At 48.1% G+C, this 13,664-nt stretch carries 13 protein-coding genes; 8 read left to right on the forward strand and 5 right to left on the reverse strand.

Annotated elements, in window-relative coordinates; genetic code table 11:
- The first annotated feature begins 379 nt into the window (after positions 1-379).
- The 8 genes from fliD to QWZ05_RS13445 are packed head-to-tail and all read left to right on the forward strand — an operon-like array spanning position 380 to position 6,547.
- Positions 380-1,714 carry a flagellar filament capping protein FliD gene (gene fliD / locus QWZ05_RS13410; RefSeq protein ID WP_264874531.1) on the forward strand — a complete coding sequence of 445 codons (1,335 nt, stop codon included), beginning with the start codon at positions 380-382 and terminating at the stop codon, positions 1,712-1,714.
- A gap of 9 nt (positions 1,715-1,723) precedes the next feature.
- A complete protein-coding gene (gene fliS, locus QWZ05_RS13415) occupies positions 1,724-2,122 on the forward strand; it encodes a flagellar export chaperone FliS (RefSeq protein WP_264874530.1) in 399 nt (132 codons plus the stop codon).
- Positions 2,109-2,414 carry a hypothetical protein gene (locus QWZ05_RS13420; RefSeq protein ID WP_264874529.1) on the forward strand — a complete coding sequence of 102 codons (306 nt, stop codon included), beginning with the start codon at positions 2,109-2,111 and terminating at the stop codon, positions 2,412-2,414. The genes fliS and QWZ05_RS13420 overlap by 14 nt, the downstream gene beginning before the upstream one ends.
- The gene (locus QWZ05_RS13425; protein WP_290298814.1) at positions 2,411-3,469 is read left to right on the forward strand and encodes a flagellar hook-length control protein FliK; all 1,059 of its coding nucleotides are present in this window, start codon (positions 2,411-2,413) and stop codon (positions 3,467-3,469) included. The genes QWZ05_RS13420 and QWZ05_RS13425 overlap by 4 nt, the downstream gene beginning before the upstream one ends.
- A gap of 10 nt (positions 3,470-3,479) precedes the next feature.
- Complete coding sequence (locus QWZ05_RS13430) at positions 3,480-3,950, forward strand: flagellar basal body-associated FliL family protein (RefSeq protein ID WP_264874527.1); 471 nt, start codon at positions 3,480-3,482, stop codon at positions 3,948-3,950.
- Between the two features lie 17 nt (positions 3,951-3,967).
- Positions 3,968-4,699, forward strand: a complete 732-nt coding sequence (gene fliA, locus QWZ05_RS13435; RefSeq protein ID WP_290298816.1) for an RNA polymerase sigma factor FliA — start codon at positions 3,968-3,970, stop codon at positions 4,697-4,699.
- 10 nt (positions 4,700-4,709) lie between these two features.
- On the forward strand, positions 4,710-5,567 hold the full coding sequence (motA, locus tag QWZ05_RS13440; RefSeq protein ID WP_290298818.1) for a flagellar motor stator protein MotA: 858 nt from the start codon (positions 4,710-4,712) through the stop codon (positions 5,565-5,567).
- Complete coding sequence (locus tag QWZ05_RS13445) at positions 5,567-6,547, forward strand: flagellar motor protein MotB (protein WP_290298819.1); 981 nt, start codon at positions 5,567-5,569, stop codon at positions 6,545-6,547. Before motA ends, QWZ05_RS13445 begins: the two co-directional genes overlap by 1 nt.
- Before the next feature lie 58 nt (positions 6,548-6,605).
- Here the strand turns inward: QWZ05_RS13445 and add are convergent, their stop codons facing one another.
- The 5 genes from add to QWZ05_RS13470 form a co-directional block, all read right to left on the reverse strand.
- Positions 6,606-7,607, reverse strand: coding sequence for an adenosine deaminase (gene add / locus QWZ05_RS13450; RefSeq protein ID WP_290298821.1), 1,002 nt, complete (start codon positions 7,605-7,607; stop codon positions 6,606-6,608).
- Between the two features lie 133 nt (positions 7,608-7,740).
- Positions 7,741-10,284 (reverse strand): bifunctional diguanylate cyclase/phosphodiesterase, encoded by a 2,544-nt coding sequence (locus tag QWZ05_RS13455; RefSeq protein WP_290298823.1) that lies wholly within the window; start codon positions 10,282-10,284, stop codon positions 7,741-7,743.
- A gap of 117 nt (positions 10,285-10,401) precedes the next feature.
- A complete protein-coding gene (gene glnG, locus QWZ05_RS13460) occupies positions 10,402-11,802 on the reverse strand; it encodes a nitrogen regulation protein NR(I) (protein WP_264874521.1) in 1,401 nt (466 codons plus the stop codon).
- A 117-nt stretch (positions 11,803-11,919) separates the two neighbouring features.
- Positions 11,920-12,966, reverse strand: coding sequence for a nitrogen regulation protein NR(II) (glnL, locus tag QWZ05_RS13465; RefSeq protein WP_264874520.1), 1,047 nt, complete (start codon positions 12,964-12,966; stop codon positions 11,920-11,922).
- Positions 12,967-13,094: 128 nt separating this feature from the next.
- Complete coding sequence (locus QWZ05_RS13470; protein WP_264874519.1) at positions 13,095-13,655, reverse strand: DUF4124 domain-containing protein; 561 nt, start codon at positions 13,653-13,655, stop codon at positions 13,095-13,097.
- Positions 13,656-13,664: the final 9 nt, after the last annotated feature.

The raw sequence follows: 13,664 nt of genomic DNA on the forward strand, positions 1-13,664 counted from the left end.
GATTTCAGGGTGACGTGTTTTATCGTCATGCTATTACGTACAGTTTCTCCTCAATAACCCCCACCAAATCAATTAATAAACACCCACTATTTGTCGTTTTTTATTGTTAGAAACCTGATGGATCTTTATCAGTTTCAAGCGGAATCAAAGGTGAAGTTCGATGCTTCCGTTATGCGGAAGTGGCCCTTCCGCTTAATGTCAAAATGGCGCTGAAAATGCGCAAAAATCACGCCTTTAGCGATGAAATAGTGCTGAAATGCGTCAAATAGGAACAGGTTTAAGTTTGGAACACATCTTGCTCTAAAAGGTGATAGATGTGTGTTAGGCCTGATTGAATCACTGAGCCGGATAGGCAGCACAAATAAGTAGGAAGAGTGAAATGATCGACCCAGCACAAATGGCGATGCAGATGGTAATGATTCAGCGTCAGCCGTTTGATATTCAATATGCCAACCAACAAAAAATGTATGAGACTCAGCTCAACGCGTGGAAAGAGATTGATTCTGCGTTTAGTAGCTTTAAATCAGCACTTGATGACATTAATAAAGCAGATAACAGCTTTGTAAAGAACTCAGTAACAGTAAGTGAAGATGGATATATCAGTGCATCGGCTGACAGGTATGCTCGAGAGGGGTCATACGACATTTTTGTCGAGAAATTAGCTCAAGCTCAACAAGGGACTGTCGGCTTTGGTGATGGCACTTTACCAGCACAAGGTTCTATGACGCTGAATATACCTGGTGAAGAGGGCGAGGTGGTTATTAACTTTGCTGACTTCGAAGATATTCATCAATTAGCTGATCATGTTAATGAGTTGGAAGGAATGACTGCGAGTGTTGTTCGTACTGATGGTGAATTGAATTTGCTGTTGAGCTCCGAAGACACTGGAACGGAAAACTCTTTTGAAGTTCGCTTTGACAATTTGAGCGATGGTAGCGAGCTCGATTACAACGAGTTAAGTGGAGCACAAGACGCGGTTATCTATCTTGGTGGAGAGGATGGCTTACGTGTAACAAGTAGCAATAACACTTTTGATGATGTCATTTACGGAGTTTCTTTCGATGTCACGAAAGCTCAAGAGTCAGGTGATGTCCCAATCACGCTGGTTGTTGGCACAGACCAAGAAGCATCAAAGGAAGCGGTTGAGGAATTTGTTGATGCATACAACACACTGATGCGAGTGCTGCTCAAGCACACTCAAACCGAGTATCAAATCGAAAATGATGATTCAGATGATGAAGATAATGACTACGAAAAAATCACTGAAGCTGGCGTTCTAGCTAGTGATTCAACCGCTCGCAGTATCAAAAATACTCTCAACAACACGATGCGTGGTCTCTACGGCGAAGGCACACTTTACAGCATCGGTATTGAAGCAAACCGCGATGGCACTCTAAAAATCGACGGTGAGCGCTTTGAAAAAGTGCTTGCAGAAGAGCCAGAAAAAATTGATGCCCTGTTCTTTGGTGAACAAGGTGTGCTGAACAATCTTGAGAAGGTGATTGAACCGTACACCGGCAGCAGCAATAGCGGCAGCAATCTACTTAAATCTCGCCAAGACACCCTCCAAGGCAACATCGACCGCGTTGACGACAAAAAAGAACGTCTCGATTACCGCATGGAAAAAACCTATGACCGATACCTGCGTGAATACACTGCGATGCAGCAAGTGATGTCACAGATGCAGTCTACCGGCTCAATGTTTATGTACTAAGGAACCCTAATGTTTACTGAAGAGTCTGGTTTTGATGCTTACCAACAAGTTGATGTTGAAGCGCAAGCGGCCGCGGCTAGCCCATACCAGTTGGTATTGATGCTGATTGAGGGCTTTCTTGACACGCTAACGCGTGCGGAAGGCCACATGGAGTCGCAGCGCCTAAAAGAGAAGGGCGAATCAATCGCTCGCTGTCTCGACATTATTGGTGGCCTTAACAGTGCACTGGATATGGAGCGTGGCGGTGAAATGGCGGCGCAGATGAATCGTCTGTATGACTTCTGTGCACTGCGTCTTTTTGAAGCAAGTACCAGTAATGACATCGCTAAGCTAGGCGAAGTGCGCACCGTGATGAGCAATATCCAAGAGGGATGGAAAAACTTCGGAGAGGCACATGGAAATAACTAGCACCGATTTACGCAAGCTGGCTCTGCATATTAACCACTGCTGCGAGCAAAAAGAGTGGCAAAAGTTGCGCACGCTGGATCTGAAAATTCGCCAAGTGTTAGAGCACCTGCATTTGAATCCTGAAAAGGCCAAACGCATGCAGCGCGACATCATTACCTTGCGCACTCAGCACTCTATCGCAGTAGACCGCTGTGAAGTAGAAAAAGAGCGTATTGGCCGTACACTCGCCAAGCTGCAGTCTGAACGTGAAGGCCTAGAAGGCTATTACCAAGTGGAAAGGAGCGGGGCATGAGTGTGATTGCAGCCATGCCAACACCTGTTGCACATCAGATGGGTTTAACAGAGCAGGTGTCTGCTTCTGCTGACCAAGCGCTGAGCTTTGCAGAGCTGCTGGGAATTACCGATGTAACCAGCGATAGTGAAGCGGGTGAATACTGGTTTGATTTATATGATCAGCTTAAGCATCTGGCCGATCAAGAAGGCTGGCAGTTCGATGCAGATAAGCCCTTTTTAGCACAGTTACCGCCCGAAGGTCAGTTTCGAGTGATTTCGATGGTGAGCCAGTTTGATGATCAGGTGCAGCAGCAAGTATTGCAAATGATGCGCCGTGCTGATGGATTACATAGCGTTGATGTGCAGCTTGGTCAGATGCAGCAGTCACTGTCGAATGCCGCTTTAAGCAGTGCTAACAGTGAACAGCATACGCTTAACTTTTCACAAGCGGTTGAGCGCATGATGGCGAATGCCATGGTGCCAGTAAGACCTGAGCACAATAATCCAGAGCTGCTGCAAGCGGTGAAACCGGGCAGCATGGCGAATATCTCTATGCTGATGACCCAATCGGCGAATTTCACTTCTACAGCAATTGACCCTTCAGTTGATGTGCAGCACACGCAAGCGCAAACCACGGCGCGAGCAGAGTGGGCGCCAATCAAAGTCGATGAAAACAAACAAGCTTGGGGTCAGCAGATGCTGTCGGTATTGAAAGATCGAGTGCGAATGCAGATGAACCAAGATGTTTCTCAAGCTCGAATTCGTCTCGACCCTCCTCATCTTGGCACACTAGAGCTCGCGGTGAAAGTTGATAACAGCAAGGTCCACGTTCAGCTGTTTGCCAGTGATCCAACGCTGCGCGAAGTCATCTCTCAGCAAGCAGAACGCCTGCGTATTGATTTGGAATCGAAGCAACTAGCAGGTGCCAGTGTCGATGTGGATGTGAGTGACCAACCACAAGAAGACGGCGATGAGCCTCGCTTTGAGCAAGAGGTGGTGGCCCAGTCCAACTGGCATGAGTCGACACTCCAATCTTCAGGTCAAGACGACCATCGAATCACACGTTTAATCTAAGGAATTCTTGATGATTAACTTTAATCACCCAAGCGTGAAACTGATCTTGGCAGGCCTTACGGCTGCCGCGCTGGTTGTGGGTGCCGCTGGTGGTACCTACTACCTGATCAGCAATAACTTGCCTCAAGGACAAAGCCTGTTTGCAGGTAATGGCCAGTCAGACAATCAAGTGCACTTTATGCCACTAGATAAGTTCGTTATTTCACTTAACGGCGAAGAGCGCATGCACTATTTGCTGCTGGAGCTCGACCTCAAAACCTTGAGTAACCACGCACACGAAGACTTGCTGGCTTATCGCCCTGTGGTCAACAACGTTCTACTCAAGATGTTTAGTCAGATGAGCTATGAAGAGATGCGAGAGATGGACGACATTGAAGCGCTACAGCTACAAGTGAAGTCGCAGCTGACCAATACGCTACAGAAAAATGGCTATCAACATGCCATCAGTGATGTGTTGTTTACCAAGCTGGTACTGCAGTAACTAAATAGGAGTGAGTCATGTTAGATGCACAGTGTCGCTTACCAGATGAGTACATGGCGCCTCAAACCGAGCGCCCAGAGCAGAGTGAAGGTGAGATCCTAAGGCAGTATCTGCCGTTAGTTAAACGTATCGTGAATCAACTGCGTCCGCACTGCACTGCCGCGGTCGGGCTTGATGATATGGAGCAGCTTGGATTGATGGGGCTGCTTGAGGCATCACGCCGTTATGGCGATCTTGATGATAACTTTCCTCTGTTTGCTTCACGAAGAGTTCGCGGAGCAATTCTGGATGAGTTGCGTCGTCGAGATTGGCGACCAAGACAGTTGCGTCAGCAGGCTCATGACTTAATGAACAAGATCAAGGTACTCACAAGAAAGCTGGCAAGAGAGCCAAGTGAGAAGGAGATTTTGGCTGAATTTGGCATTACCAGCGATGAGTATCACCGTGTGTTATCAATTAGCCAAGCGGAAGAACTGCAAAGTCTCGATACCCTAATTCAAGAAAGCGGTGAAGCCTATTCGCCAGAGGCCTTTGATGAGGGGACTCAACAGGTGATTGATCACAACTTAATTCGCTATGCACTTGGCCAACTGCCAGAGCGTGAACAGATCATCTTGAGTTTGTATTACCTCAAAGAGCTGAGCTTAAAAGAGATCGCCATGGTGGTCGGGCTGACAGAAGCGCGAGTTTGTCAGCTACATAAGTCGGCAGTGAAGAATCTGCAAGTGATGATCAAGCAACAGTTTTAAAGGAAAAATCATGCAAAAATTTATCGGTATCATGGTCATCATCTTTGGTGTCTTTGGTGGCTATGTCGCCGCAGGTGGTTATCTAGGCACTATGTGGCAGCCAGCAGAATTGGCGATTATTCTTGGTGCGGGCATTGGCGCACTTATTTTAGGCAACCCTCATCATGTGATTGTTGAGATGTGGCATCAGGCAAAATCGATAGCGGTTAAAAAAGATGAGCGTCGTCTTTATCAAGAGCTATTGTCTTTGATGCACCACCTTCTAGAGCAAGTGCGAGCGGGCGGTATGCGTGCCTTGGATGAACACATCGAAGAGCCAAATCAAAGCAGCTTGTTCCTTGCTTATCCAGAAATCATGGAGCACCCAGAGCTGGTGGTTTTCATCTGTGACAACTTCCGCTTATTGGCGATGGGCAAAATCTCAGCGCATGAGCTTGAGGGCATGCTAGAGCAAGAGATCCTCGCGATAGAAGATGACATGTTAATGCCGTCTCGCAGTATGCACCGTATGGCGGAAGCGATGCCAGGTTTCGGTATTTTGGCGGCGGTGATGGGCATTGTGATTACGATGTCGAATATCGATGCAGACATGGCACAGATTGGTGTCAGTGTGGCAGCAGCTTTGGTGGGGACCTTTCTTGGTATCTTCTTTTGTTACTGCGTGTTCGACCCAATCAGCGCGGCGATGGAGAAGAAGATTAAGCGTGAGATATCCGCATTCGAGTGTGTGCGCGCCATTTTGGTGGCCTACGCTTCAGGCAAAACCTCGATTGTTGCTGTCGATGCAGGACGTAAGCTGATTCTTCTAGATGTGAAACCCACTTTTGCTGAAATGGAGAGTTGGGTAACTCAGAGAGTATTCCAATAATGCGTACACCTTCAGAACATATCATTGTTAGAAAGTCCCGCCGTCGTGAGGAAGGGGGGAATCATGGCGGTGCATGGAAGGTGGCGTTTGCTGATTTTACCTTGGCAATGATGGCTTTTTTCATGGTGATGTGGGTGCTGCAAGTTTCCACTGATGATGAGAAAGAGCGTATTGTTGGTAAGTTGGCGGGCAGCCCTGATTTAATCGCTGTTGATGAGAGCTTCAACAACAACAGCCTATTTCCGATTGATTTCGGTGGTAGTGCACTTCCAGACCAGTTGAGTGCTCAACCCACTAACCCAACGGATATGGGCAATAGCCTGACCATCAGTGTCAAAGATGGGGACAGCAATAACTATGGCGGTGAGGGTACAGAGAGTCTGTCGTTGATTGCTGGTCGCTATGATACGCAAGAGCAGATGACTATCTTGGGGCAGTTCATTGATGAGTACAGTGAACACTTAAATGTCAGTGACCATTTGCACGTTGAGATTGTGCCGCAAGGCTTGCGCGTGTTGGTCAATGATGGGGAAGATAAACCGATGTTTCTGCGCGGCGGTTCGGCGCTGACGCATTTCTTTGAGGATTTGCTGCTGTCACTTGCGCCGGTGTTTGCGACGATAGAGAACTCATTGATGATATCTGGACATGCAGATTCAACCGGCTTTAACCAGCGTAGTGCTGGCAATAACTGGTTGTTGTCTGGTCAGCGTGCGCAAATAGCCCGTGAGATTTTGGAATTCGGTGGTATGCCTGCCAATCGCGTTTCACAAGTGACAGCAATGTCTGACACGATGCTACTTGATGAGCAAAGGCCGCAGAGTGCGATTAACCGTCGGATTGAAATCTTGGTACTCACCGCGCAAAGTGAAGAGATGCTGAATGCGTTGTTTGGTCATAGTGGATCAACCGAGCACCCTAGTGCGATTGATGATGCTCGGACTGCAGCTCTGCAAAACCAAATGGTAGACGTTTACTAATTAAAAATGCCGATGTTTCCAACATCGGCATTTTTGTATTGATTGGCGACAACCGTGTTTAGCGCTTGGCTGCGATATCGCGGAGTGCTTGTTTCTCAGCATCCGACAAGAAGGCTAGCTCAAGACCATTGATCTGCGCCTGACGAATTTGCTCTTGGCTCAAGCCTGCTTTTGGAGCTGCCACTTCATATTCAAATGGTAGCTCGATACCTTCAACGGCAGGATCGTCCGTGTTGATACACGCCATTACGCCGTGGTCGAGGAAGGTTTTCAGTGGGTGGTCTGCCAGAGACTCAACCGTACTGGTTTGAATGTTTGAGGTTAAGCAAGACTCGATACCGATGCGATTCTTCGCAAGATAGTCCATCAATTTAGGGTCGTGAATCGCCTTTACGCCGTGACCAATACGTGTAGCGCCCAACTCTTGGATCGCCTGCCACATACTCTCTGCACCTGCCGCTTCACCAGCATGTACCGTCACATTAAGACCCGCGTCACGCACTTGCTTAAAATGAGACACAAAGCGATCGCCTGGTTGTCCTAGTTCATCACCGGCCAAGTCTACTGCGACGATGTGGTCGCGATGCGCCAAAATACCATCGAGCTCTTGTTGACAAGCTTCAGTACCAAACGTACGGCTCATGATACCAATAAGGTTGGCTTTGACGCCAAAGTCACGTACACCCGCTTGCACACCATCAACCACCGCTTCCACCACACCGGCGACAGGTAGGTTGTGCTTCATTGCCATGTAATAAGGCGAGAAACGCAGCTCGGCGTAATCAATCTGTGCGTTGAGTGCGTCTTCCACATTCTCATAAGCTACGCGGCGACACGCATCCAAATCACCAAGAACCGCCACACCCCAATCGAGCTTCGAGAGAAACGCGACCAATGAAGGCTCCGCTTCTACGATCTGTACATGTGGCGTCAGACTTTCAACATCGTGTCCTGGCAAGTCCATACCAAACTGTTGACCCAGTTCGAGAATGGTTTGAGTGCGAATGTTGCCATCAAGGTGACGGTGCAAATCGGTAAGGGGAAGGTTTTTGGTGATCATCTATGAGTTTCCCTGCAAATGAGTGTTACTTGAGTGTAGTTGAGTTGTTTTCGCAACGTGTATAACAAAATCGACGGGCAAGGGACAGAACAAATTGTCAGCAGTTTCTAAGTAATCGTTTGCCTTAGCAGATTTACGCTTGAGACCACTCAACCAAGGGTTTTGGCTTACCGAAATAGAAACCTTGGCCGATTGGGCAGCCAAGTTGCTGCAGTTTTTGCATTTGCTGCTCAGTTTCGATGCCCTCAGCGACCACGCTGACATTGAGCCCACGACTGACTTGAATGATGGCCGCAACCACGGAATTTTCCAGTTGTACCTCATCGAGTCGGTTGATAAAGGTGCGATCGATCTTGAGGTGGTTGTAGGGCAGTGTATGAAGATACGCCAGAGAACTGTAGCCAGTACCAAAGTCATCAATCGCGATACCGATACCGAGGTCGCGAATGGCCTGTAGGTTTTGCACCACAATTGAACTGCTATCGACAATTTTAGATTCCGTAATTTCAAGGGTTAGCTTGCGGGTATCTACGCCGGTTTTTTGGATGATTTGCGTTAAATGTGCAATCAAATGAGGCGATCTGAGCTGAACAACCGATAAATTTACGTGCATCTGAAAGTCCGCTTGCCATTGACCACGGCGGGTCATCTGCACTAGGTCTTGGCATGCTTGGGTTAAGATATGCTCGCCAATATCGCCGATCATACCTGTATCTTCCGCGATTGGAATAAACTGAGCTGGAGACACTAAACCATCAACAGGTGATTGCCAGCGCGCCAGTGCTTCAGCCCCAATCGTGGCGCCTGTATTCAGGTCGACCAGAGGCTGGTAGAAAGGTACAAATTCTTGATTTTCAATGGCCAGTTTCATTTTGGCGATGAGCTGCGTCCGTTGCAGCGAGAGTGTGCCCATCTCTTGTTGGTAGAAGCTGATGAGGCTCTCTTCTGATTTTGCATTGCTCAGTGCAATACTGCCGCTGCGCAGCCAGTGTGCCATATCATTATTCGCACACTCAGAGGACACAATCCCGAGTGAAATACTGGTCACCACCTGCTCTTGCTCGACATTAACTGGGGACGAGAATAGTGACTGCAGGCGATTTGCGCTGGTCAGTACTTCATTGTCATTTTTAATATCTGTCAGATAGATAGCAAATTCATCGCCACCAATACGCGCAATCAGTGTCTCATTGCCAAACTGCGCTTTGAGGCGTTGGGCAATATCAATCAGTAGTTGGTCGCCACGGTTGTAGCCAAGACTCTCATTGATGCTTCGGAATTGGTTAATGCCAATTAAAACCAGATAACCTGTGAGCGGCGATTGGCTTTCTGCGCTGCGTATCAGTCCCTCGCGGCTATAGAGCCCGGTTAATGAATCGAATACCAGTTGGTCTCGAAGCGCATTGAATGAGGCTTCGAGGTTGGTTGCCATTTCGCTGAATGTGGTCACTAGCTGGTTGGTTTCATAGATATTACCCGCTTTCGGTAGGCTGCTAGCCCATTCACCTTGTGCCAGTTTACGTGCTGCAGTGACCGTTTCAGTTATTGGCGTTGTGACGCGATTGAGTGCTAGAAAACTGAGCAACAGGCCAATGATAAATACCATGCCCCCTATCAGCCAGCTAATGACTTGGTGATAGTAGAATTGGCCAGTGAGATCATCCTCTGCCGTGCTCACCACGATATGCCAGTCTAGACCATATCGGTCGTTGAACGGTGTAAGGAAGGTAAAGTAGCGTTCGCCCTCTATTTCAATATCAAAGCGTTTTGAGTCTGGGCGAGTCGATTGCGAGATCTCGGTTAAGTCTTGGCGATTGAAAAGCGTTGCAGTTTGGTTCACGACCAAAGATTCACTTTCGCTGGCAAAGATACGTTCATCTTTTTTTGATGCAGCGATTCCGCTTGAGATCATCGGCGTTGAGGTGGATTGCGCAACAATGCGCTTGTCTTGGTCGACAATATAGATCAGTGACGATGAGTTTTTCGCTAAGTCGGCCAGAAACTCATTGAATGTATTGATGCGAATATCAGTACCGATTACCCCCTGAAACTCCCCTTGTTCAAAGATAGGGGCAAGGGCAGTGAGTGTGATCTCCTCTCGGTCATCGGCATTAGCATAAATCGGTGACCACATCGGTATTTGATTTGACTTAATTGGCGTGTACCAAGGGCGTACACGAGGGTCGTAATGCTCAATCGTGGATAGCACTGGGCTGTTGATGTCATCGCCAGCAAAGATCAGCAAATCACCGTGAGTACGCTCATCTTTGAGCAGCAATGAGAGCTGGTCATCTTGCTCTCTGCGAAAACCAATATAATCCCCGCCTTCGCCACCAAAGCCAATCACATCCACATGATCAATACGGCTAAACAGCTTTTCGAAGCTGAACCTTAGATAGTCTTCAACGGATGAAGTGTCACCTTGGTCATAGAGTGATTGATAACCAATGTTGTGGCTGATAGAAAGGCTGACTCGATAGGGCTGCTCTAGAAACTGACTGAGACGACGAACCGTGTGCTCGGTAATCGAGTTAAGGTGGCGGTTACTCGCATCAACCAAAATCTTTTCATAGCTGTATTTTTGAATGCCGATTATGGTGCCAATAGTGCACAAAAATATGATGGCAAATGGCATCATAAGGGCACTTCGTAAAGGCAGTTGGCGAGAGTGGAACATGTGGCACGTCAGAATCCAAAAAAAAGGGCTCAGGAGTTTAGCACAGATTGTTTTTTCGACAATAGTACGAAGTACAGTAAATCAGGCAGACAGAGCAATACACTGTCTGCCGAGTGATCAGTAGAGCTCTTTGAGTTTGCGTGTCAGGGTGTTTCGTCCCCAGCCTAATACTTTTGCTGCTTCTTGTTTGTGGCCATTGGTGTGGTCGAGTGCAGCCTCTAGTAGTATGCGCTCAAACTCTGGCAGTGCGACAGCAAGAATGTCAGAGTCACCTTGGGCAATGGTGTTTTTCGCCCAGCTAGCAAGTTGATTTTGCCATGAACCTACACCGTCATTAGTGATAGCAGGCTTCTCATCAATCAATTCACTCGGTAGATCGTTAGGTAAAATCTCACTACCACTTGCCATCACTGTCAGCCAGCGACAGACGTTCTCTAGCTGACGCACGTTACCGGGCCAGTCTAGACGGTTGAGAACCTCAATGGTCGAAGGGTGAAGGGTTTTGGTATCGACACCCAATTCGTCAGCCGCACGCTTGAGGAAGTGCAGGGTCAGTTGCTCGATATCTTGCTTACGTTCTCGCAGTGCCGGGATCTGCACACGAATCACATTGAGGCGGTGGAACAAATCTTCACGGAAGTCGCCTTTGTGTACCAGCTTCTCAAGGTTTTGGTGGGTTGCCGCGACAATACGTACATCCACTTTGATTGCAGAGTGGCCGCCGACACGATAGAACTGACCGTCCGCCAAAACACGCAATAGTCGCGTTTGAATATCAAGCGGCATATCACCGATTTCATCAAGGAACAGTGTACCGCCGTTCGCTTGCTCGAAGCGTCCTTGACGTACGCTATTAGCACCGGTAAACGCCCCTTTTTCATGACCAAACAGCTCTGACTCAATCAAATCTTTAGGGATAGCGGCCATATTGAGGGCAATAAACGGCTTTTGCGCACGAGGGCTATGGCGGTGCAGGGCGTGAGCCACAAGCTCTTTACCTGTACCAGACTCACCATTAATCAAAACGGAGATCGAAGAGCGAGAGAGGCGACCGATCGCGCGGAACACTTCCTGCATCGCAGGCGCTTCACCAATGATTTCTGGCGTGCTGGTGTCGAGCTCTTCCTTCATCGACTCTTGGCGCTGCTCTTGACGGTGCGCGAGTGCACGCTCAACAAGGTTTAAGGTTTCATCCACATCAAACGGTTTAGGTAGATATTCAAATGCCCCTTTTTGATACGCATTCACCGCAGCGTCTAAATCAGAGTGCGCGGTCATGATGATGACAGGTAAGTCAGGGCTTTGGGATTGAATCTGTTGTAGTAGTTCAATGCCATCGATACCTGGCATACGAATATCGGAGACCAAAACATCGGGTGTTTCACGCTCAAGTGCGAGCAAGACGCTCTCTGCATCGGCGAAAGTTTCGCAGCGGATGTTCGCTGAGGAGAGGGTTTTCTCCATTACCCAGCGGATAGAGCTGTCGTCATCGACGACCCATACATATCCTTTACTCATAGTTATTATCCTTAAGCTTGCAAACTGACAAAGTCATAATCATTAATCTGTTTTAGTTGGCATAAATGCCATTGTTTGGGCAAAACCATTGTCTCCGACTTTATATCGGTAAGTCGTTTATATCGGTAAATAGATCGTAAAGATGGTTCTGCCTGGCCAGCTCTCGACATCAATCTTGCCTTGGTGCTGGTCAATTAAATTCTGTGCTATCGATAATCCCAAGCCTGTGCCACCTTCTCGGCCACTGACCATGGGGTAAAACAGGGTATCTTGCAGATCGGTCGGGATACCTGGGCCGTTATCAATCACTTCGATACGGGCAGCAAGTTTGTGACGCTTACCGTGAATATTGGCTTGATGCACTGTTCTGGTGCGAATCGTAATAAGGCCGTGGTCTTGCTTCTTCAATATTTGGCCAGCATTGCTGACGATATTGAGCAGCGCTTGCTCAACTTGGTCGGCGTTCATCAAGATATCAGGCAGGCTAGGGTCATAGTCGCGCTCAATGACCACATCAGAGCCTACTTCTAGCTCAACCAGTTGACGCACCTTTTCAAGGATCAGGTGGACATTCTCTTCTTGTTTTTTACCGGGCTTTTGCGGGCCAAGCAGGCGGTCAACCAACGCTCTTAGGCGGTCTGCCTGCTCAATAATGATCTGTGTGTACTCTTTGAGGTCTTCTTCAGGTAAAGCTCGCTCAAGAAGTTGAGCGGCACCGCGTAATCCACCGAGTGGGTTTTTTATCTCGTGTGCAAGGCCGCGTACTAACAGCTTTGCTGCCTGCTGCTGCGCGTGCTGATTAAGCTCTTGGCTTAAGCGGCGCTGCTGATCGATCTTGCGCATCTCAATTAACAGCATCAGCTCTTTGTTCCAAGAGAGCGGGCTTGCTGTGACCTCTAACATCAGTGGTTTACCGTCGACCACAAACGTAACGTCACTGTCTGTCATACTTTGACCGGTCTGCAGTGGTTGCGTGAGCAGTGCGAGATCCATTGAGGCGTGTTGGATCAGTTTCGAGAGCGGTTGCTCAGTCAGGCGCTTGGCACTTTGACCAAAGAGTTGCTCAGTCGCTGGGTTGGCATAACGCACGACAAGCGTCTCATCGAGCATCATTGTCGCGGTAACAACATTGTTGAGTATGGCGTGACTGAGTTCAGTGTTCACTTCTGCATCCTTGTACTTGAACCGGTGAGTAAATAACTCATGCACTAAAATGGTGCATTGCTATCAAGTATGGCGCATCATGATGGGGAGAGAAAGTAAAATTACAGCAGTTGAAGGCAATAAAAACGTTACTTAATGCTCGCTCTGTGAAGATGCACCGTTATAGAGCTTGATGATGCAATTACCTTGCCGCCTTTCAGTGCTTTGACCGTAAACTCGTGACTGCCTCGGTCAATATTTTTTAGCTCCCACAAAGGCTTATGGGTTGGTGCACCATAGGGCTTGTTATTCATGAACAATTGAAGGCTTTCGTCAATCGCAAGCCTGCGATTGAGTTGGCTTTGAATCGAAATTAACCCACGATTACTGCGAATCGTTTGGTCATCAGCAGGAGAGAGAAAATGGATGGTCAGTGGTGCGATCTTTTTTTGGGGTTCTGTTGCTGGGGATCCAGCGGCAGTTTGCTGACCTTGTTTTTCTGATTGTTGTTCGGTGCTCAGATCAGGCACATCTACCGGTACTGGCGAGGTAACAGAGTAGCTTGGCAGGGAAAGTGTCTCGGCACTGACATCCGTGGGAGTATCACTAAAGTGCAGAACACCTTGAGCATCGACCCAAGTATAAACCGTTTGGTCCGCCATAGAGCATACGCTTATTACGGCGGTGAAGAGGAATAAAAAGATACGCATGCTTTCGTC

Origin of the sequence: Vibrio agarivorans, assembly GCF_030409635.1 — a bacterium.
Taxonomy (GTDB): Bacteria; Pseudomonadota; Gammaproteobacteria; order Enterobacterales; family Vibrionaceae; genus Vibrio; species Vibrio agarivorans.